Here is a 19,105-nt window from a genome sequence, read left to right as displayed (position 1 = left end):
CGTCCCGGTCGTCGCGGCGCCGCATGCCGCGGATGGCGGACGGCCGGCTCAGGATGCCTCGACAGCCGCCTTGATCCGGCCTGCGAACGCATCGGCGTCCTTGCGTGCCGCGCTCAGGGCGAGGCCCGCGATGAGCTTGCCGATGCCATGGCCTTCGAGCCTGTTGAAGACGCGCAGACGGGTGTTGCCCTGCGGGGTGGACTCGAGGTCGTAGCCGCCCTCGGTGGCCGTCACGAGGTTCTTCGAGAGCTCGGTCCAGCGGATCCTGTTGGGCGCCTGGAACTCACTGATCCGGAACTCCCGCTTGGTCGTCATGCCGGCGTCCTTGACCGTGCTCCTGTAGACGGTGCCCACCGTGGTCGGGCCGGCCGTCGTCTTGGCCATCTCCTGCACCCTGGGGCTGAACTTGGGATCGTTTTCCCCGTCGGCGAGGAAGGCGAAGACCTCCTCGACGGGGCGGCCGATCTCGACCGTTGCCTCGAACTGACCGGCCATGGCTCCTCCACTGATCGCTCGCGCCCGGGCGGCGGCGTGCCGGCATCGTCCCGGACGGCCCGGGAGACTTCCGGCATGCTCGCGACTGGCGGCCCGCGCCAGGCTGGTGTCCTGCCATTCTGGTTTCACGGACGGCGGCGGCGCCACCCGAGACGTATCGGGTGGCGGCGGCGCAGCTTGAGGTTCTCGGCCGCGACGGAGATGCCTGCGTCGGAGGCTCGTTCGAACCGGGCTTCCGCTTCTCTCAGGTTCCTTCCTCGCTCCGCGAGGAGCTTGCCCAGGTTGTTCGCCGCGTCGGCATCGCCGGCTTGTCTCATCCAGCTCTCGGGGCCCGCAGCAGTACCCCGAGGTTGGCGGCTGCCTCGGCATCACCTCCTTCGGCGGCCTGGCGGAGCCGGCGCTCTGCCGTGGCGGCTTCCCCACGCTGCAGGGTGGGGCCGTCCGACTGCCCGGATGCCCACCCCGACTCGCCGCCCTCTCCCGGGGCTCCGAACGCCGCTTCGTCCACCCGAGCTCCCTCCCGAGACAACGGCGGCTCCCACGCTGGACGATGCGCATTCTGTGGGTACGGCGGCGAAGGCTGACGCTGCCGGCCTGGGGGCTCACTGCTCGGACCGTCGCGCCAAGTGGGCGAGGGGTACCGGGACATGGCTGCGTTCGATGTCCTTGACCGAGGTGAGGACGGTCACGGCCTGCGTGCCGGCCAGAGCGAGAACCCGGTCGACGGCCGGGGCGTGGTCGGAGTCGGCCAGTTCTCGCGTATACCGCCGGGCGAACTCCTCGTAGCGGCTGCGGTCTTCGTGGTACCAGTGCCGCAGCTCGGCCGAGGGCGCGATGTCCTTCAGCCACTCGGCGACGGCGGCGCGCTCCTTGGAGACGCCCCGCGGCCAGAGCCGGTCCACCAGTACCCGGCACCCGTCGTCGGGGCGCGGCGGATCGTACACACGCCGGACGTGGAACGGGCCGGACACCATCACCTCACCTCCCTCGCGCGAAGGCCGGCGGCCGGCCTTCGCTGCGCTGACGTCGTACCTTCTCAGGCTCCGCCGTACGGGGCGGGTCCGCACCTTGCCCCTGGTAGCGCTCGACCTGGAGCACACGGCAGAGCGGCGTTGGAGGCTGGACACGGCACTGTGACAGGCTGCGTGGAGGTGCCCGCGGCCAGTCAGGCCGCCGGGCCGGAGACTTCGGGAGAGCACGGCACCATGGGCATACCGGATCATTCGCGCTGGGCTTCCAGCCCTGCAGCCCACCGCAACGCCGTCGCCGCGGAGACCGCCAGGTTCGTGGCGGTCGTCAAGGGCGCACAGTCGGCGACCCCGGTGCCCAGCTGCCCGGGCTGGACGCTCGTCGACCTGATCAGGCACACCGGCAGCGTGCAGCGCTGGTTCTCCGTCCTGCTGCGTCAGCTCGTCCAGGAACCACCGCGGAGCCGTGATGTGGAACTGCGGCTGCCGGCGGACGAGGACGACTATGCCGACTGGCTGACGGCGAGTGCGGCGGAGGCCGCGAGCGCCTTCGCAGTCACCGATCCGCATGCCCCGATGTGGGTGTGGGGCGCCGATCACCATGCCAGGTTCTGGGTGCGGCGGATGCTGTTCGAAACTCTGGTGCACCGCGCCGACGCGGAACTCGCCGTCGGCCTGCGGCCCGTGATCGACCGCGACCTCGCGGCCGACGGCGTGGACGAGTTCTTGGTCAATCTGCCCTTCGCCACGCCCTTCGCCCCCAAGGTGGCCAATCTGCGTGGCAACGGAGAGACCATTCGCTTCCGGTGCACCGACAGGGACGGCGACTGGCTGGTCCGCCTGCGGCCCGACGGCTTCGGGATCGACCCCGACCCCGCGGCCACCGGGACAGCCACATCGGCCGACGCCACCGTCCAGGGAGCCGCCGCGGATCTGCTGCTGCTCATGTACGGCCGCCTCGACCGCAGCGCGGATGCCTTCGAGAGTTCCGGGGACGAGGATCTGCTGACGCTCTGGTTCAGCAACTCCGAGTTCTGAAGAGCAAGCGGTTGCGGCCTGCGGCCAGGCGCGGCCGCCGCCCCCGTGGCGGGGGCCGGTCGGCTGGCCGGTTCCCGCCGTGCGACCTACCGTCGAAGGGAGCAGGTCCGATAGAGGTTCATACGCGGTAGTCCTGTCCCCATCCCGCGGAGGTGCCCCCCATGACCGGAGACCGGACCAGCGCCACACCGGGCAAGACCCGGTTCGACGACATCTACAACGAGCCTGATCCCCGTGCCTACTTCCGTCGGCTCGCCCCACTGGAATACGAGATTCCGCACCAGGCCCAGGCCATTTTCCGCCGCACTCGTGCCGACCGGGCCGCGGTATCGGGCACGGGCGACCCTGTCACAGTCCTCGATCTGTGCTGCTCGTACGGCATCAACGCCGCCCTCCTCAATCATGACCTCACGCTGGCCGAGCTGTACGCGCACTACACCGGCGCGGAAGCAGCAGCGCTCACCCCGGCTGAACTCATCGAGCACGACAAGGAGTTCTACGCCTCAAGGCGCCGCGCGGACGCGAGCCCGGTCATCGGACTCGACTCGGCCGACCGCGCCGTCGACTACGCCCTGGCGGTCGGCCTGCTCGACGAGGCCTACGCCGAGAACCTGGAAGAGCGGCCGGCCGGCCCCCAACTGCGACGCGCCGTCGCACACACCGGACTGATCACGGTCACCGGAGGCATTGGCTACATCTCCCGCCGCACCTTCGAATCCCTCCTGGAGAGTGCGCGCATCCCCGTCTGGGTAACCGCTTTCGTCCTGCGTACCGTCCCGTACCAGCCGGTGATCTCGAGCCTGGCCGACTACGGCCTGGTCACGGAGACAGACCCGTCGCAGACCTACCCGCAGCGATTGTTCTCCGACCCGGCAGAGCAGCGCAACGCCATCGAGCAGGTGCTCCTCCTCGGCCACGACCCCGCCGGGCTGGAGGCCGACGGCCGCTACTACACGCAGCTGTACCAGTCCCGACCCCGTCCGGCGTGACCTGACGCTGCCGTTCCGCACGGCCGCCAGGTACGGAGCACCTGGCTGTGTCCCGGGCGCACCCGGCGCCTCACCGGGTACCCGGCCGGGGTATCGTCGGGGCAGGCCGCGCCCCTCGGGGGCGCGCGGGGATGAAGCGTCGGAAGGAAACCGGCAGTGGTGGACAGCGGACAACCGCGCGGGCCGGGCATCGCCCTGCTGCCGGCGGTCTGCGCGGTCCTGCTCGGCCTGTTCCTCATGCACGGCGCCCCGGCCACCACCACAGTCGGCTGCCACGGTGCGATGTCCGCGCCTGCCCCGATGCATAAAGACCATGCCGTCGCTTCGATGACGTCCGCGGCCACGACGGCCATGGCACACCCCGGCGCCGCCCAGGCGTCGGACGCGTCGGTGACGCACGGGGCGCTCTGCGCCTCGACTCCCGCACGCGACCGGACCCCGCTGCCGATGGCCGGCCTGGTGACCGTCATCGCCCTCGCGGCGGCGTGGTCCCTGACAGGTCGGCCTGCGGCCCTCGGCCGGACGGGGCGGCGTGGGCCGCCGACCGGTGGACGGAGCCTGCTGCTCCAGGTGTGTATCGCGCGAGCGTGACAGGACCGCGCCGGAACCCCGCCATGACCGGGCCCGGCAGCGAGTCCTGCTCATATTGGCGCGCCACCCGGCGTGGTGTGCCCACCCGGAAAGACCACAGTGATGTTCAGTTCTTCCCGTTCCGCCGTGCGCCGCCCTGCCCTGGCGACGGCCGGAGCAGCAACCGCCCTGGCCGCCCTGGCCCTGGCCGCCTGCGGTTCCTCCAACGACTCCTCGATGCCCGGTATGGACCACGGCGCCAAACCGTCCGGCTCCTCCTCGGCGAGCGTGACTCCGTCGGTGAGCGGCATGCCCGGCATGGACCACATGGCAGACGGCAGCGGCCTGGCCGACGCGAAGGACGGTTACCGCCTCACCTCGCGGGACACGACGCTCCCGGCGGGCAAGCAGGCCGCTTACCGGTTCGGCGTCACCGGCCCGGACGGCAAGCCAGTCACCGATTTCGAGGTCGACCAGACCAAGCGGATGCACTTCTACGCCATCCGCTCGGACCTGACAGGCTTCCAGCACATCCACCCGACCATGGCCGCCGACGGCGCCTGGACCGCCGACCTGGCCCCACTCGCTCGCGGTTCCTGGCGCATGTTCGCCTCGTTCACTCCGAACACCGGGACCGGTAAGGGCAAGGACTTCGTGCTCAGCCGCACCCTCACCGTCCCTGGCACTCAGACGAAGACCCCGTTGCCGGCGGCAGCCGGCTCCACCGAGGCCGACGGGTACACCGTCACCGTCAAGGCCGAGTTGATGGCCGGCGTGGCGCAACCGCTCACGGTCACCATCACCAAGGGCGGCAAGCCCGTCACCGACCTGCAGCCCTACCTGGACACCTACGCCCATCTGACTGCCTTCCGCGAGGGAGACACCGCGTTCGCGCACCTTCACCCCGAGACGAAGGTGAACGGCGCTCACGGCGGCCCCGAGCTGTCCTTCCACGCGGAACTGCCGACGTCCGGAAACTGGCGGCTGTTCCTGCAGTTCCGGACCGGCGGCAAGCTGCACACCGCCGCGCTGACCCTGCGCGTCGGCTGACCGTCCCCGCGGGGCGCCGCCCACGCGGCGGCGCCCCCGTAACCCCACCCCCGCGTGACACCTCGAGGGTGCCCCGCGTCGGTGGGAGCAAGGTCCCACTCCCGAAGGAATGCTTCAGGGCACCTGGGCGCCGATCCTGGGATTCGCCCTGTCCGCCGTGGTCCAGGCGGTCGTGCGCAAGTCCACCGTCGTCTCGCTGCTGGGCGATGACCGCCCTCGCACTCTGGCCATCGCCGCCGGTCTCGGCGCGGACTCGTCCTCGTGCTCCTACGCCGCGGTGGCGCTGGCCCGCTCGCTGTTCCGTAAGGGCGCGAACTTCACCGCCGCGATGGCCTTCGAGATCGCGTCGACCAACTTGGTCGTCGAACTCGGCATCATCCTGGCGCTGCTGATGGGCTGGCAGTTCACCGCGGCGGAGTTCGTCGGCGGCCCCATCATGATCATCGTGCCTTGCGGTGCTCTTCCGGCTGTTCCTGCGCGACAAACTCCTGCGCCAGGCCCGCGAGCAGGCCGAACGCGGGCTCGCGGGTGCGATGGAGGGCCATGCTGCGATGGACATGTCTGTGCAGCGCGAGGTCTTTGCCGACCTGCTCCTCAACATCTACCGGAAGTACTACGGCGCGAAGATGGCCCTTTTCCTGCTGGGCACCTTTTACGTCGCCACGGTCATGGCCGGCTACATCGTGGAGTTCACCTTCGGTGGCCTCGGCCTCATCCCCGACCAGGCCGACGCCAAGGTCCCCATGGAGGGCATCACTTGGAACTACACCACCTGGCTCAACATCGCCTTCCTCCTCCTGGCGGCCGCCCTCCTGGTGCGGTTCTTCCGCACCGGAGGGATGGCGATGCTGCGCATGATGGGCGGCGCACCCGGCAACAGCCATGCCCACGAGGGCCACCGCGAGAGCCACGAGAAGCATGACGGCCACCGTTGAACGGCGCGGCGGACGAGTTCGCTGGTGATGACAATGGAGGAGCGGCCACGGCGAAGCGCCGTGGCCGCTCGGTTGTTCAGCTGCCCGGTGGCACTCGCGCAGGACGGCCGGACCCCCGGGTGAGGGAGTAGCCGGCGATGCCCGCCAGGGCCCCGAGCAGGCCGCCCGCCATGGTCCAGATCCAGCGGTCGGACCACCAGCCGGAGGCCCAGCCGCCGTCCGGCTCGGCGAAGGCCGCCGCCTGCTTCGGTGCGTTGTCGTCGTCCTTCGCCGACCGGGCCGTGGCGCCGGGTACCAGCGGAGTGGAGAGTGAGCCGTCACCCGCGTGCGCGCCTCCGGCGTCCGCCGACTGGGCCTCGACCTCGGCCCGTACCGGCTGGCCGAGGTCCTGCTCAGGAAGATCGACGACCGTCAGGCGTACGTAGTAGCTGCCCGGCAGCGGATCGTTGGCCCACGGCTCCGCCCAGGAACGGACCGTACGCAGCGTGCAGGACAGCTCGACCGATGCGGCGTCCTTCGCCGCCGCCCGGGTCTGCATGCCGTACATACAGGCCTGGCGACGGCGCAGACCGTCGTACACGTCGAGCTGCCATGTCGAGGCTCCGTGCCGACCGGTGGACTCGGGCAGCGTGACCTTGGCCTTCACCGTGGCCCGCTCCCCCGCGTCCGCGGGAAACACCCAGTACAGGTAGTCGCCGGTGGACGCGCCGGCCGTGGCCCGCCGGCCCTGCTCGACCGCGGTCGCGGTACGGAAGGTGGTACCGGCCTCGGTCGGGCCGGCCGTGCTCTCGCTCGGACTCGCCGACGGATCGTCCGCGGCGGCCGCGCCCGCCGTGCCCGCCGTGCCGAACAGTGCGGCAGCGCCCAGCAGAGCTGTCGTCAGTATGTGTGCGGTACGCATCAGTTGGTCCTCCAGACAGCGACGCGCCAGCGTGAGACCCAGCCCCACAGCAGACCGGCCACCAGGCCGGTGAGCACCAGGACGGCGAGGAGCCACCAGCCCCGGCCGAGACCGAAGGAGGCCACGTCGGACGCGTCGTCGGGCGCGTCGACCACGTCGATGGTCAGCTCGACGGGCAGGCCCGGGGCGGTCTTGACCGACGCGGGCGCCGAGAAGGAGTTGCTGACCTGCAGGCAGACGGTCTCCGCGGCGGGTTTGACCTCGTCCGCGTCGGCCGGTGGAGCCTTCGGATAGCGCAGACCGGCCGAGATCATGTCGGTGCGTCCGTTGCCCGCCTCCGCGCCGCGGACGATTTCCCGGCCGTGTACGGTCACCGCCCGCAGCATGACGCCGTAGTCGTTGTTGACCGCCCGGTCGGCGGCAACGCTCACCGAGGCGCGCAGCTCCTGGCCGGGCAGGACATCCACCCGGTACCAGCGGTGCTCGCCGAACTTCTCACGGTCGGTGAAGAGGCCCGCCTTGAGCTGTGGTGCGTCCGTGCACTGCTGTCCGCCCTCGGTCGCCACCGGGGTGACGACCGGCGCTGCGGCTCGGTCCACCAATTGGCTGACGCGGCCGGAGAGTTCATCGGTGTGCTGTACCGAGGTGTACGTACCGCCGGTGGCCTCGGCGATGCACCTCAGCTGGTCACGGGTCTTGGCATCCGGGACCAGCCCCAGCGTGTCGACGACGAGGTGGATTCCCTTGGCGGCGATGTCACGCGCGACGACACACGGGTCGAGCGGAGCACAGGTGTCCTCGCCGTCGGTGATGAGCACGATCCGCCGGGTGGCGTCGCCGCCCTTGAGATCCTCGGCCGCGCCCAACAGAGCCGGCCCGATCGGCGTCCAGCCCGTGGGAGCGAGCGTCGCCACGGCGGTCTTCGCCTCGGTCCGGTCGAGCGGGCCCACCGGATAGAGCGGCCGGGTGTCCTTGCAGCCGAGCTTCTTGTCGTCACCGGCGTAATCGGCGCCGAGGGTGCGTATGCCGAGCTGCACCTCTTTCGGCACCGCGTCCAGTACCTCGTTGAAGGCCTGCTTCGCCGCTGCCATCCGGGTCTGGCCGTCGATGTCGCGCGCCCGCATCGATCCGCTGACGTCGAGCACCAACTCGACCTTGGGGGAAGCCTTCGCCACCGGTTCATCGGCGGCGGCGCCCACCGGGAAGAGCGCGACAGCCAGGGCGGCGAGCAGGCCGCACGACGCGGCCGCCAGCCGTTTTCTTGTGATCATCGCCGGATCGTATTGAAGATCGCCCGCTGATCCAAAACCCGGCTGTTCTCCCCATCGGTAGGTGTGGGGAGAACAGCCCGGATTGTGGTTGAAGCTGCCGGCGATACGCGGAGGCGGTACGTGTGCGGTGCGCGGTACAGGTAGTTGACCCGGGGCGGTCAGGCTCTCAGCCTTCGTCGAAGGAGGCGAGATAGCTGGCGGCCATGTCGCTCTCGCCCAGGCCCCGGTCCACCAGTCTTTCGAAGCGCGCCACTCCGGCCCGCGCCACATCCAGCCGTACGCCGGAGCGCTCGCCCGCGTCAACGATGAGCCGGGTGTCCTTGAGGGCGTTGTCGACCGAGAAGCTGGGCGTGTAGTCGTCGGTGAGGATCGCCTTGGCCTTGACCCGGAGGTACCCGTTGTCCAACGGCCCGCCGTAGACACTGTCGAGGAAGGACTGCGGATCGACACCGAGCCCCTGTGCCAGGGCGATCGCCTCGGCCGTGGCATGCGTCAGGGCGCCGACCCAGCTGTTCAGTACCAGTTTGAGTCTGCTGGCAGCCCCGGTGGAGCCGTCGTCGTCCAGCCAGGTGGTGTGCCGGCCCACGGCTTCGAAGACGGGCGTCAGAACGGCGCGGGCACTGTCCGGGCCCGCGGCCAGTACCAGCAACTCCCCGGCTTCGGCGGGCTGCCTCGTACCGAGAACCGGAGCGTCGACAAAGACGAGGCCCTGCTCCCGCGCGACATCGGCCAGCTCCGCCGTGGCGGCGTCGCCGACGGTGGCCGTCTGGGCCCAGACCGTTCCGGGGGCGAGTCCGGGGCTTGCCTCACGCATGGCGGCGAGCACCCGTGGTCCGTCGTTGAGCATGGTCAGCACCACGTCCGCGCCGGTGACGGCGTCGGCGGGCGACGCGGCACAGTGCGCTCCCTCAGCCACCAGGGCTTCGGCCTTCGCTCGCGTGCGGTTCCACACCCGGACGGGCAGGCCCGCGCGGAGCAGGTTGCGCGCCATCGCGGCACCCATGAGACCGGTGCCGAGCACCGCCACCGTGGGACGGGCCGCGTCATCGTGCGTTGCCGGTGTTGCCACTCGGGTCACCTCTCGCCGTTGTCATGCGCCTGGCCCAGAGATACCCGACGCGACCGCCCGCGACGCGGCGGCCGCGCCGGGCAGGTCGGGGGTCAGCTCCGAGCCGACGCGGCGGTGCCGTAGCGGCGGTCGAAGCGCTCCACACGGCCGGCCGAGTCCAGGACCCGGGATTTTCCGGTGTAGAACGGGTGGCTCGCCGAGGAGACCTCGACGTCGATCACCGGGTAGGTGTTGCCGTCCTGCCACTCCACACGCTGCGCGGAGTCGGCGGTCGAGCGGGTCAGGAAGGCGATGTCCGCGGCGCGGTCGCGGAAGACGACCGGGCGCGAGACGGGGTGGATACGAGGCTTCATGCGTAGTCCTTCCTCAGTGCCGGTCCCTAGTGGGGGTGAATGTCACATTCACTTCGGCGCTTGGTGCTGTAACCCGGCAGGCTCCAGCGGCATTCCCGCCGGGCCGGTCCGCCCGACCGATCTGCGGGGCGGTCTGCGGGGCCAGTCCGGCAGACCGGCCCCGGGGGCGCCGCGCCGACCGGGCACATATAGGTGCCAATCGCTAGAATTCGGGCATGGGAGAGCAGCCTGTCGCGTCGACTGCGCCCGAGCTCGTCCTCGAGACCGACGCGGGCTCCACGGTGATGAGTCCGAGCCGGGACTACCACGTCGGGCGCGACCCCAGGAGCGACATCGTCATCGACGATGCCCGGGTCTCCTGGCACCACGCGGTGCTCCGGCCCAAGGACGGCCACTGGACACTCGAGGACGAGCACAGCACGAACGGCACATACGCCGACGGCAAGCGCATCCACGAGTGGGGAGTCGGCCCCGGCAGCGTCATCCGGTTCGGCAACCCCGCCGACGGCCCGCGCGCCGTACTCGTCGGCCGTGGGCCTACCGCGCCGGCGGCGCAGCCGCCCCTCCATCCGTCCGCCGTCTCCATGCCGGCCGCCACCAGCACCTTCCGGCAGCCGACCAGCGTGCGGCCGCTGCCCGTCCGCACCGTACGCATCGGACGTGGCACCGACAACGACCTGGTCGTCAACGACCTCACCGTCTCGCGACTGCATGCCGAGCTACGGGCGCAGTCGGGCGGCACATACGAGATCGTCGATCTCGGCAGTCACAACGGCACCTTTCTCAACGGCCAGCCAATTGAACGGGCCCAGGTCTCCCCCGGCGACATCGTCGGTATCGGGCACTCGGCGTTCTGCCTCGTCGGCGACCAGCTGCAGGAATTCGTCGACACCGGTGAGGTGTCGCTCGGCGTCCAGGACCTGACGGTCACGGTGGACCGGGGCCGCAAGACGCTCCTCGACCATGTCTCCTTCCCGGTCGGCGAGAAGTGCCTGCTCGCCGTCATCGGGCCCAGCGGAGCGGGCAAGTCGACGCTCCTCAACGCCCTGACCGGGCTCCGTCCCGCCGATCAGGGCACCGTCCTCTACGACGGCCGCGACCTCTACCACGACTACGCGGAGCTGCGTCAGCGCATCGGTCTCGTACCGCAGGACGACATCCTGCACTCCCAGCTGACGGTCCAGCGGGCCCTCGGATACGCCGCCGAGCTGCGGTTTCCGCATGACGCCGCGAAGACCGAACGTCAGGCCAGGGTCACCGAGGTCGTCCACGAGCTGGGGCTGGGGCAGCGGGCCGGGCAGCCGATCCACAGTCTGTCGGGCGGTCAGCGCAAACGGGTGAGTGTGGCTCTGGAACTGCTGACCAAGCCGTCGCTGCTCTTCCTCGACGAGCCGACCTCCGGGCTCGACCCCGGCATGGACCGGTCGGTCATGCATATGCTGCGTGGCCTCGCCGACGACGGACGTACGGTCATCGTGGTCACCCACAGCGTGCTCAGTCTGGACGTGTGCGACCGGCTGCTGGTGCTCGCCCCGGGCGGGAAGATCGCCTATTACGGGCCGCCCGACGACGCGCTCGCCTTCTTCGGCTTCGAGCACTGGCCGGAGGCGTTCGAGGCCTTCGAGAACGACGATTCCCGCGAGTGGGCGGGAGAGTACCGCGAATCCCCGTTCCACCAGCAGTACATCGCGAACTCGACCGCACAGCCACCCCTCCCGCACCCCGCAGCGAACGCAGCCGTCACACCGCCGCCGCGGACCCGGAGCTGGGGGGCGCAGCTGGGGACCCTGGTGCGGCGGTACGCCGCCGTACTGAGCGCCGACCGGACCTTCATGATCACCATGATTGCGCTGCCGTTCGTGATGGGCGCGATGACCCGCGCCCTGGCCGGGAGCCGGCTGAACGCAGAGACGGCGTTGAACGCCCTGTTCATCCTGTGCGTGGGCGGTGTGCTGATCGGCGCCGCCAATGCCGTACGGGAGCTGGTCAAGGAACGGGTCATCTATCAGCGGGAGCGGGCCGTCGGGCTGTCCAGATCCGCCTATCTGATGTCCAAGGTCGTGGTGCTGGGCACCGTCACGGTGCTGCAGGCCGTCGTACTGACCCTCGTGGGTCTGGCCGGCGTCGACCTCAACGCCCCGGGCGGCGAAGGAGTGCTGATGCCGCCCCTGCTGGAGATCACCCTGGCCGTGGCCCTGCTGTCCTTCACCGCGATGATGCTCGGCCTGTTCGTCTCCTCGCTGGTGCGCAAGGAGGAAGTCACCATGCCGCTGCTGGTGCTCCTCACCATTGTCCAGGTCATCTTCAGCGGCGCGTTGCTGGAACTCAACGGAGTTCCCGGGATTGAGCAGCTTGCGTGGCTGGTCCCCTCGAGATGGGCGCTGGGGGCGATGGCAGGGACTATCGAGCTCACCCGGATCGTCCCGGGCGATCTGACAGCGGATCCGCTGTTCCGGCACTCCCAGTCTGTGTGGCTGCTGAACATGGGGAAGCTTGCGGTGCTCTCGGTCGTCTTCGGATACGCAGTCGCGAGACTGCTGCGCCGACATGAACCCGCCATCATGCGGAAGTAGAGGCGGGATTCATGACGATCGAGGACTTCAGCCCGACACATGTCGTCCCCCAGGGCGGGCTGCCCGCCTGGGAGGCCCCGGACGTGTCCCGGCCGACCGAACCGCTCGACCCGCTGCTCCCGGTACGGCTCGTCGACCGGCGTGGGGACTGGGGGCGGATCCTGTGCGCGAACGGCTGGTCGGCGTGGGTCGACGGCCGGCTGCTGGTCGCCGTACCGCATGAGCCGCCGGCGGCCGGTCAGCCGCTTGCCAGGACTGCGGACCCGCGACCGCTGCTGGCGCGGGTCGAGGAGTCCCTGAGCCAGTACCGGCGCGCGGCGGAGGAGCTGACGTCCGGCCAGACGGACGGAGAGACCTTCCGCCACCGTACGCAGGGGCTGCGGGTCGGGATGGTCGTCGACGGTGAGTCGGTGTGGCTGTACGAGGCGGAGCACGAGCGGTGGGTGTACTGCGACGGGACGCGGCTCAGCACATACGCGGCCTCGCCGGGCCCGGGCGGGACGACGACGGACTCCCGGGCGAAGGTTCCGGACCCGAAACGGCAGGCGGCGCCGGCGACAGAGGTCGTCAACCCCGCACGGGCGGGCGGCCCCGGACCCGGGCGACCCGTCGGATCGGATGACGACACCCACTCCCCCGACCCGCAGCGGCCCGCCCGGCCCGGTGACGCCTGATGACCCGCGCCCCGCACGACTCGAGCCTGCAGGTCGGACGGCCCTCCGACCTGCTCGGGAAGCAGATCGCCGGGTACCTGGTCGAGAGCGAGATCGGCCGCGGCGGCATGGCCGTCGTCTACCGCGCCAAGGACCTACGGCTGGACCGCACCGTCGCGCTCAAACTGCTCGCTCCCGAACTCGCCCGCAACGACACCTTCCGGCAGCGTTTCACCCATGAGTCGAGGGTGGCTGCCGCGATCGACCACCCGCACATCGTGCCGGTCTTCGAGGCCGGCGAGACCGACGGCATCCTCTACATCGCCATGCGCTACGTCGCCGGACAGGATCTGCGCGCGCTGCTCGACGACAAGGGACCACTGTCGCTGGCGGACGCGGGACGGATCGCCGCTCAGGTGGCGTCCGCTCTCGACGCCGCCCACGACCACGACCTGGTGCACCGGGACGTCAAACCCGGCAACATCCTGGTCGCGGCGGGCACGGACAGCGACCATCCCGAGCACGTCTACCTCACGGACTTCGGCCTGACCAAGAAGTCGCTGTCGCTGACCGGGTTCACCACCGTGGGCCAGTTCGTCGGGACGCTCGACTATGTGGCGCCGGAGCAGATTTCGGGGCTCCCGGTGGACGGCAGGTGCGATGTCTACAGCCTCGCATGCGTCGTCCACGAGACTCTGGCCGGAGCACCGCCTTTCCAACGCGACGACGATATGGCGCTGTTGTGGGCCCATCAGTACGACCCGCCGCCGCCCGTCACCGCGCAGCGTCACGAACTCCCCACCGCCGTCGACGGCGTACTGGCGAAGGCCCTCGCCAAGAGTCCCGACGACCGGTACGACTCGTGCCTGCAGTTCGTGACCGCGCTGCGCGCGGCGGCGGCGGGCGCCGAGGAAGTGGACCATCCGCCGACAGAGGTGGACCTGCACCTCCGCGCGCCGGCCGCCGATCCGGGGCCGCCGCCGCAGCCGCCCCGCTGGGCGCTGCCGGTGTTCCCCGGTTACCCCGAGTAGACGAGTCCGGACCTCAGTTCGCCGCCGCCTCCACTTCTCCGCGACGGTGGACCCGCGCGGCGAGCAGGCTCCCGACGAATCCGGCGGCCAGCCCCCAGACCACGGCCAGACCGAGAGCCGTCCACAGGTTCGGACGCAGGAACACCTCTCCGTCGAGGCCGCCGCCGTTGTCCCCGAGACCCAGCAGCGACAGGCCGTAGTGGGCCGAGAGCCGGGCGACGAGGCAGATGGTGAGCACCGTGAGGGCGAGCGCCACCGCCATGTGCACGGCGTGCTGCCAGGGCCGCATCCGGGCGGGTGAGCGGGCCGCCATGAGGAACGCGGCGGCCGGCAGCAGGAGCGCGGCCACGACCAGCAGCCACCAGGCCCGTCCGTCGTGTTCGGAGAGCGAACTCAGGTTGAGGGTGGAGACGTCCGAAGTGCGCAGTACCGAGTCCAGAACGTGCGGCACCGGCAGCCCGAAAGGGCCTTGCACCTTCCCCTCCCAGGAAGCGCCGAGGCCGAGCGTGAGGGCGAGCCAGACGAGGTTCGGCAGTCCGAGGAGGATCACGGCGAGCGTCTCGGCCGGGTGACCACGGGTGACCAGTACGACGAGTCCGGTAACCAGCCCCAGCACGACGTACGCCAGCAGCAGCGCCACCATGGCGAACGCTGCTGGGCGCACCGACTCCTGGAAGCGCACCAGGCGGGCGGGCAGCGGCGCCTTGCGCGAGACGAGAAGGGCCAGCACCAGGAGGCCCGCCAGCCACAGCAGGCCGAAGACCAGGGTGAGGGCGATATCGGCCTGGAACCCGACCTCGGGCGATGCGTCCAGCACTTCGCCGATGTCCGCGATCGTCCGGTCCCCGAGCCGGATGGCGAAGCTGTGGCGGGCCAGGGCCGCGAGGGCGATGAGCGCGAGCACCCACACCGCCGCCATCCGGGCGGCCCAGCCGGCCAGTTCGCGGGTACTGGCGACGGCTCGGTGCCGCAGCGGCCGGAGAAAGCCGGTGGCGATGACCAGGGCCCCGACGAGGGTCACCGAGAGAGGCATCACCGTGAGGCCCACCTTCGTCTCGGCGATCACCCCGGCGTCTCCCGAGAGGTCTACAGAGCCGCCGACGGCCAGCACGACGACGGCCGCGACGACCCGCGGAAACGCGTTCCCGGGGAGGCCTGCCGCGCCCGCGGCCCAGAGGCCGAGAGCGGCCGTGACGATCATGACGGCCAGCCCGGCGAGCACCGCTACAAGGGCGTCACGCCAGTAGTGCGCGGCGCGTCTCGCATCCGCCCGTTCGCTGGATCGCTGCTGGCTCACGCTGCCACGCTAAGCAGGGGTCCGGCGCTCCGCCCCCTGGGAGGGCCGACCGCGTCAGCTTGCGAGCCGGACGGGTGCGGCGCACACAATGGTGATGGTCAAGGAAGAAAGTGAACGTACTTCACTTTCTACGACATTCACTGACATTCCTGTGCCGAGTTTCCTGCGCTGCACGATTCCTACGCTGGGAAGAAGAGCCCGTGAGTGCCCAACCACCACCCTCCGAACGCCCCACCGGACCTCCCTCCGGCCCACTCTCGGGCCCGTCGCAGCCGGGTTCGACGCCTCCGCCCGGTCCGGTGCCGCCCGAGCCCCCACCGAGCGGCGGGGGCTTCGGCGGCACAGGCGGTCCCGGAGGGGCGGGCGGACCCGGCGGCACAGGCGGGTCAGGCGGACCGGCGAAGGGCTCGGGCGAGGGACCCGGCCACCCCTGGTGGCGGTCCGTACCACGCATTGCGGCGGTCGCCGCCGCGCTCGTGGCCGCGGTGGTGCTGACCATCGTCTTCACCCGTCCCGAGTCGGCCAAGGCCGGCGAGGTGGTCCTCGAGCCCGCCGGCTCGACCGGACCGGATCCGTACACCGAATCGACGGCGCGGGAGAGCTCCCCTCCACCGACGCTGCCCAGACTGCCGAGCAGCTCCGAGACCCCGGCCAACGCCACCCGCAGCGTGCGGGGATCGACCCCCGGCCTGTACACCGGGACCCGTAAGGTCGCCAGCTGCGACGTGGAGAAGCAGATCAGCTCTCTCACGGCCGATCCGGCCAAGAACAGGGCGTTTGCCTCGGTCCACGGCATCGCGCCCGCCGCCGTTCCCGGGTTTCTGCGGTCATTGACGCCCGTACAGCTGGGGATGGACACCCGGGTCACCAACCACGGCTACAAGAACGGTGCCTCCACCAGCTACCAGGCGGTGCTGCAGGCCGGTACGGCCGTGCTCGTCGACGCCCGCGGCGTGCCGCAGGTGCGCTGCGGCTGCGGCAATCCGCTGCGGCCTCTGGTCCCGACGAAGGGCACACCCCAACGGAAGGGTGACCCCTGGCCCGCGTACCGGCCCTCGAACGTCGTGGTCGTGGCGCCCTCCGTCACGGTGGTGAACGTGTTCATCGTGTTCGACCCGCACAAAAATGACTGGTTCGCCCGCGACAGGGGCGACACCGACGGCCGCTACGACAAGCGGACCCCACCGCCGGCGAGAATAGAGCTGCCACGCTTCCCGGACACGTCGTCACCGTCCCCGGGCAAATCGTCGCCGTCCCCGGGCAAGTCATCGCCCTCTCCGGGCAGCTCGTCGCCGTCCCCGGGCAAGTCATCGCCCTCTCCCGGCAGTTCGTCGCCGTCCCCCGACAGGCAGAACCTGCAGCCGGAGTCCTCCGAGCCCCCAGCGCCGTCGCCGCCGTCCCCGGGAGAGGAGAACCCGCAGCCGCAGTCCTCCGAGCCCCCGGCATACTCGCCGCCCGAGGAAGCCCCGCCGTCGGACGCCTCGCTGCCTGCGCCACCGCCTCCCGCCGTCCCGGAACCTCCCCCCGAATCCGCAGTGGAGCCTCCCCTCCAACCGTACGCACCCGTGTCCTGAGGAACCGGACTCAACCTGGGACGGCTCAGGTGATGACGGCCGGAGACGTGCCGGACTTCACGGTCAGCCGGGGTGTTCCGCCGCCGTCCGCCGGAATCGACCAGAGGTCGGCACCGAAGTCGCCGGGCAGCGCGTAGAGGAGCGTGTCGCCGGTCAACCAAAGGGGCTGGTCGTCGACGCTTCTCCGCTCGGCGGGCGCAGTCTCCCTGCCTGTGCGCAAGTCCAGCACATGCAGCCGCCAAGGGGTGGCTGCGGGGGCGCCGGGGATTCGCTTCTTGAAGGCGACGCGGGTGCCGTCCGGGGAGAGGGAGGGGCACTCGACGTTCTCGCGCACGGTGCGCAGGGTACGCAGGGCCAGGTCGCCCTCGACCAGATAGGTATGTCCGCCGGTGGCGAGGGTCGCATAGAAGCGGTTGTCGGCGGCGGCGAAGGTGACGCCCCAGAAGTTGTGGTCGGCGGCCCGGTCTCGATGCCCGTCCTTGATCACGGTGAACTTCTCGAGGTCGGCGTGGAGGGTGCCGGTGCGGGTGTCGTAGATGGCGGTACGGGTGGAGAAGGCGCCGCCCGCGTAGGAATCGCCGCTGACGAAGACCGTCCACGCCGCCAGTCGTCCGCTCGGCGACACCCGGGCGCGGGTGGGCATGCCGGGCGCCGGAAACGTACGGACGGGCCGCAATCGCTCGTCGAGGAGCACGGCTTCGTGGCCGGGGATGACTCCGCCGGTGGCTCGGAGACAGATGCCCGTGCCGGCGGCCGCGTGGAAGCGCAGGCAGTTGCCGGGCGCGGCGGTGCGCGGGGCGGCCGGGCTGGTCAGCGGAACGGAGGAGATGTGGTCGCGCTGCGGGCCCCAGGCAAGGTTGCGGAAGAGGAGCCGACCGGGCTGACGCAACGTCACCGCACCGGGCCGGGCGACCGGTTCGCCGGGTCTGGCCCGCTCGCGCTCGGCCGCGCGGTCGGCGGCCCGCAGCGTGGCGACGGCGGCGACCGAGGCCAGGACCGCGGTGGCGAGGGCAAGGATGAGCAGCCTGGCCCGCATGCTCATGGGTGACTCCCTCGGTGGAGGACGACGGCCACAGCCATGGCGACGGCCAGACCGGTGGCAGCCACGGTCAGAGCGCCTTCAGGACCGAGGTACATCCAGGCCGCGCCGAAGAGCAGTGAGCCCACGAAGCGGGCGAGGGCCCCGGCCGTCTGGAGGAGGCCGAGGCCGCTCGCCTTCAGGTGCGGCGGCAGCAGCGGGCCGGCGGCGGCCATCAGCACGCCGTCGGTTGCCGCGTAGAAGACACCGAGCAGCACCAGTACGCACCCGGCCACGGCCGGTCCGCCCGCCCAGGATGCGAGGAGCAGCCCGTACGCGATGAGCAGCGCCCCATGGCCCGCGAGGAAGACCGCGCGGCGGCCGATCCGGTCGGCCAGCCGGCCGAGCGGCACTGCCAGCAGCAGAAATCCGGCGGCGGCGCCGACGGGCAGCAGCGGGAAGTACGCAGTGGGCAGGTCGAGGCGGCGCTGGAGCAGCAGATAGAGGAACGAGTCGCTCACCGTGACCACGCCGAGCAGCGCGGCGATCAGACACAGCCGCGGCAGGCCGGGGGTGCGGGCGAGGGTGCGCAGCGACCCCGGGCCGCGTCGCTTTCGGTTCGCCGCGGCGGGACTTCGCGTCGAGGCGTCCCGTACGAAGAGCACAAGGAGCAGCACACCGAATGCGGCGGCGCAGAAGCTGACCACGAACACCGCGTCGTAGCCGTCGCGCGCGGCCCACAGCACGGCGAATGCGGCGAGCGGCCCGAGCAGCGCGCCCGCGGTGTCCATCGCCCGGTGCACTCCGAAGGCTCTGCCCTGCTCCTCGGGCGGGCAGGACAGAGAAATCAGCGCGTCGCGTGGGGCGGTGCGGAGCCCTTTGCCGGTGCGGTCGGCGGCGAGGACGGCGCCGACCGCCCAGGGTGTCGTGGCGGCGAGCAGGGCGAGCTTGCAGCAGGCGGACAGGGCATAGCCGGTGCCGGCGACGAGTTTGCGCCGCTGGGCGCGGTCGGCGAGGTGACCGCCGACCAGCCGGGACAGCACGGTCGCACCCTGGTAGAGGCCGTCGAGGGCGCCGAAGGCGAGCGGGGACATACCGAGCCCGACGACGAGATAGAGCGGCAGTACGGCGGTGACCATCTCGGCCGCGACATCCGTCACCAGGCTGACCGCGCCGAGTGCGATGACGTTGCCGCCGACCGCGCGGCGGGCTCCCTTACCGCGCGCCGGGCTCGGCCGGGTGCGGCGTACGCCCGCCGTGGTGTCGGCGGCCCGCCCGGCCGACAGGTACACGGGGGTCTCCTCTCCAGTCGCTGATGAT

19 protein-coding genes and 1 pseudogene are annotated in these 19,105 nt (G+C 70.9%); 10 read left to right on the top strand and 10 right to left on the bottom strand.

What is annotated here, in order from left to right; all coding sequences use genetic code 11:
- Positions 1 to 48 precede the first annotated feature (48 nt).
- The 3 genes from ACFYXH_RS11820 to ACFYXH_RS11810 form a co-directional block, all read right to left on the bottom strand.
- Positions 49 to 495 carry an SRPBCC family protein gene (locus ACFYXH_RS11820; protein ID WP_389561929.1) on the bottom strand — a complete coding sequence of 149 codons (447 nt, stop codon included), beginning with the start codon at positions 493 to 495 and terminating at the stop codon, positions 49 to 51.
- Between the two features lie 125 nt (positions 496 to 620).
- Complete coding sequence (locus tag ACFYXH_RS11815) at positions 621 to 812, bottom strand: hypothetical protein (protein ID WP_389561928.1); 192 nt, start codon at positions 810 to 812, stop codon at positions 621 to 623.
- A 285-nt stretch (positions 813 to 1,097) separates the two neighbouring features.
- A complete protein-coding gene (locus ACFYXH_RS11810; protein WP_389561927.1) occupies positions 1,098 to 1,469 on the bottom strand; it encodes a DUF488 domain-containing protein in 372 nt (123 codons plus the stop codon).
- Positions 1,470 to 1,700: 231 nt separating this feature from the next.
- On the opposite strand from ACFYXH_RS11810, the gene ACFYXH_RS11805 reads away from it, so the two are divergent.
- The 6 genes and pseudogenes from ACFYXH_RS11805 (at position 1,701) to ACFYXH_RS11780 (ending at position 6,045) form a co-directional block, all read left to right on the top strand.
- Positions 1,701 to 2,501, top strand: coding sequence for a maleylpyruvate isomerase family mycothiol-dependent enzyme (locus tag ACFYXH_RS11805; protein WP_389561926.1), 801 nt, complete (start codon positions 1,701 to 1,703; stop codon positions 2,499 to 2,501).
- Positions 2,502 to 2,662: 161 nt separating this feature from the next.
- Positions 2,663 to 3,490 (top strand): hypothetical protein, encoded by an 828-nt coding sequence (locus ACFYXH_RS11800; protein WP_389561925.1) that lies wholly within the window; start codon positions 2,663 to 2,665, stop codon positions 3,488 to 3,490.
- A 159-nt stretch (positions 3,491 to 3,649) separates the two neighbouring features.
- Positions 3,650 to 4,081 carry a hypothetical protein gene (locus tag ACFYXH_RS11795; protein WP_389561924.1) on the top strand — a complete coding sequence of 144 codons (432 nt, stop codon included), beginning with the start codon at positions 3,650 to 3,652 and terminating at the stop codon, positions 4,079 to 4,081.
- 126 nt (positions 4,082 to 4,207) lie between these two features.
- Positions 4,208 to 5,110: a hypothetical protein gene (locus ACFYXH_RS11790; protein WP_389561923.1), complete on the top strand. Its 903-nt coding sequence runs from the start codon at positions 4,208 to 4,210 to the stop codon at positions 5,108 to 5,110.
- Between the two features lie 109 nt (positions 5,111 to 5,219).
- Positions 5,220 to 5,501 (top strand): annotated as a pseudogene (locus tag ACFYXH_RS11785) (permease); the annotation flags it as partial.
- 64 nt (positions 5,502 to 5,565) lie between these two features.
- Positions 5,566 to 6,045 (top strand): hypothetical protein, encoded by a 480-nt coding sequence (locus ACFYXH_RS11780; RefSeq protein ID WP_389562265.1) that lies wholly within the window; start codon positions 5,566 to 5,568, stop codon positions 6,043 to 6,045.
- A gap of 76 nt (positions 6,046 to 6,121) precedes the next feature.
- On the opposite strand, the gene ACFYXH_RS11775 is transcribed toward ACFYXH_RS11780, so the two are convergent.
- The 4 genes from ACFYXH_RS11775 to ACFYXH_RS11760 all read right to left on the bottom strand — a co-directional run bounded on the left by ACFYXH_RS11775 (position 6,122) and on the right by ACFYXH_RS11760 (position 9,639).
- Positions 6,122 to 6,946 carry a hypothetical protein gene (locus tag ACFYXH_RS11775; protein ID WP_389561922.1) on the bottom strand — a complete coding sequence of 275 codons (825 nt, stop codon included), beginning with the start codon at positions 6,944 to 6,946 and terminating at the stop codon, positions 6,122 to 6,124.
- Entirely contained in the window at positions 6,946 to 8,217 is a 1,272-nt protein-coding gene (locus tag ACFYXH_RS11770; protein WP_389561921.1) for a VWA domain-containing protein, read from the bottom strand. The genes ACFYXH_RS11775 and ACFYXH_RS11770 overlap by 1 nt, the downstream gene beginning before the upstream one ends.
- A 166-nt stretch (positions 8,218 to 8,383) precedes the next feature.
- Positions 8,384 to 9,286, bottom strand: a complete 903-nt coding sequence (locus ACFYXH_RS11765) for an NAD(P)-dependent oxidoreductase (RefSeq protein ID WP_389561920.1) — start codon at positions 9,284 to 9,286, stop codon at positions 8,384 to 8,386.
- Positions 9,287 to 9,378: 92 nt separating this feature from the next.
- Positions 9,379 to 9,639 (bottom strand): type B 50S ribosomal protein L31, encoded by a 261-nt coding sequence (locus ACFYXH_RS11760; RefSeq protein WP_389561919.1) that lies wholly within the window; start codon positions 9,637 to 9,639, stop codon positions 9,379 to 9,381.
- 215 nt (positions 9,640 to 9,854) lie between these two features.
- On the opposite strand from ACFYXH_RS11760, the gene ACFYXH_RS11755 reads away from it, so the two are divergent.
- The 3 genes from ACFYXH_RS11755 to ACFYXH_RS11745 are packed head-to-tail and all read left to right on the top strand — an operon-like array spanning position 9,855 to position 13,896.
- The gene (locus tag ACFYXH_RS11755; RefSeq protein ID WP_389561918.1) at positions 9,855 to 12,212 is read left to right on the top strand and encodes an FHA domain-containing protein; all 2,358 of its coding nucleotides are present in this window, start codon (positions 9,855 to 9,857) and stop codon (positions 12,210 to 12,212) included.
- Between the two features lie 11 nt (positions 12,213 to 12,223).
- On the top strand, positions 12,224 to 12,886 hold the full coding sequence (locus ACFYXH_RS11750; protein WP_389561917.1) for a hypothetical protein: 663 nt from the start codon (positions 12,224 to 12,226) through the stop codon (positions 12,884 to 12,886).
- Positions 12,886 to 13,896, top strand: a complete 1,011-nt coding sequence (locus ACFYXH_RS11745) for a serine/threonine-protein kinase (protein ID WP_389561916.1) — start codon at positions 12,886 to 12,888, stop codon at positions 13,894 to 13,896. Before ACFYXH_RS11750 ends, ACFYXH_RS11745 begins: the two co-directional genes overlap by 1 nt.
- Before the next feature lie 13 nt (positions 13,897 to 13,909).
- On the opposite strand, the gene ACFYXH_RS11740 is transcribed toward ACFYXH_RS11745, so the two are convergent.
- Positions 13,910 to 15,193 (bottom strand): streptophobe family protein, encoded by a 1,284-nt coding sequence (locus ACFYXH_RS11740; protein WP_389561915.1) that lies wholly within the window; start codon positions 15,191 to 15,193, stop codon positions 13,910 to 13,912.
- A 200-nt stretch (positions 15,194 to 15,393) separates the two neighbouring features.
- Between ACFYXH_RS11740 and ACFYXH_RS11735 the strand changes: the two genes are divergently transcribed.
- The gene (locus ACFYXH_RS11735; protein ID WP_389561914.1) at positions 15,394 to 16,767 is read left to right on the top strand and encodes a DUF6777 domain-containing protein; all 1,374 of its coding nucleotides are present in this window, start codon (positions 15,394 to 15,396) and stop codon (positions 16,765 to 16,767) included.
- A 25-nt stretch (positions 16,768 to 16,792) separates the two neighbouring features.
- Here ACFYXH_RS11735 and ACFYXH_RS11730 read toward each other — a convergent pair whose 3' ends face one another.
- Together ACFYXH_RS11730 and ACFYXH_RS11725 are read right to left on the bottom strand one after the other, a co-directional pair.
- Positions 16,793 to 17,809, bottom strand: coding sequence for a TolB family protein (locus ACFYXH_RS11730; RefSeq protein ID WP_389561913.1), 1,017 nt, complete (start codon positions 17,807 to 17,809; stop codon positions 16,793 to 16,795).
- A complete protein-coding gene (locus ACFYXH_RS11725; RefSeq protein WP_389561912.1) occupies positions 17,806 to 19,077 on the bottom strand; it encodes an MFS transporter in 1,272 nt (423 codons plus the stop codon). Before ACFYXH_RS11725 ends, ACFYXH_RS11730 begins: the two co-directional genes overlap by 4 nt.
- Positions 19,078 to 19,105 lie beyond the last annotated feature (28 nt).

Source organism: Streptomyces sp. NPDC002730 (genome assembly GCF_042888805.1).
Taxonomy (GTDB): Bacteria; Actinomycetota; Actinomycetes; order Streptomycetales; family Streptomycetaceae; genus Streptomyces.
This window is presented reverse-complemented; position numbering and strand designations above follow the sequence as displayed.

Bases quoted from the DNA above. Each gene is read 5' to 3' on its own strand.
- ACFYXH_RS11820 (WP_389561929.1), bottom strand. From the start codon at position 495: ATGGCCGGTCAGTTCGAGGCAACGGTCGAGATCGGCCGCCCCGTCGAG.
- ACFYXH_RS11815 (WP_389561928.1), bottom strand. From the start codon at position 812: ATGAGACAAGCCGGCGATGCCGACGCGGCGAACAACCTGGGCAAGCTC.
- ACFYXH_RS11810 (WP_389561927.1), bottom strand. From the start codon at position 1,469: ATGGTGTCCGGCCCGTTCCACGTCCGGCGTGTGTACGATCCGCCGCGC.
- ACFYXH_RS11805 (WP_389561926.1), top strand. From the start codon at position 1,701: ATGGGCATACCGGATCATTCGCGCTGGGCTTCCAGCCCTGCAGCCCAC.
- ACFYXH_RS11800 (WP_389561925.1), top strand. From the start codon at position 2,663: ATGACCGGAGACCGGACCAGCGCCACACCGGGCAAGACCCGGTTCGAC.
- ACFYXH_RS11775 (WP_389561922.1), bottom strand. From the start codon at position 6,946: ATGCGTACCGCACACATACTGACGACAGCTCTGCTGGGCGCTGCCGCA.
- ACFYXH_RS11770 (WP_389561921.1), bottom strand. From the start codon at position 8,217: ATGATCACAAGAAAACGGCTGGCGGCCGCGTCGTGCGGCCTGCTCGCC.
- ACFYXH_RS11760 (WP_389561919.1), bottom strand. From the start codon at position 9,639: ATGAAGCCTCGTATCCACCCCGTCTCGCGCCCGGTCGTCTTCCGCGAC.
- ACFYXH_RS11755 (WP_389561918.1), top strand. From the start codon at position 9,855: ATGGGAGAGCAGCCTGTCGCGTCGACTGCGCCCGAGCTCGTCCTCGAG.
- ACFYXH_RS11750 (WP_389561917.1), top strand. From the start codon at position 12,224: ATGACGATCGAGGACTTCAGCCCGACACATGTCGTCCCCCAGGGCGGG.
- ACFYXH_RS11745 (WP_389561916.1), top strand. From the start codon at position 12,886: ATGACCCGCGCCCCGCACGACTCGAGCCTGCAGGTCGGACGGCCCTCC.
- ACFYXH_RS11730 (WP_389561913.1), bottom strand. From the start codon at position 17,809: ATGAGCATGCGGGCCAGGCTGCTCATCCTTGCCCTCGCCACCGCGGTC.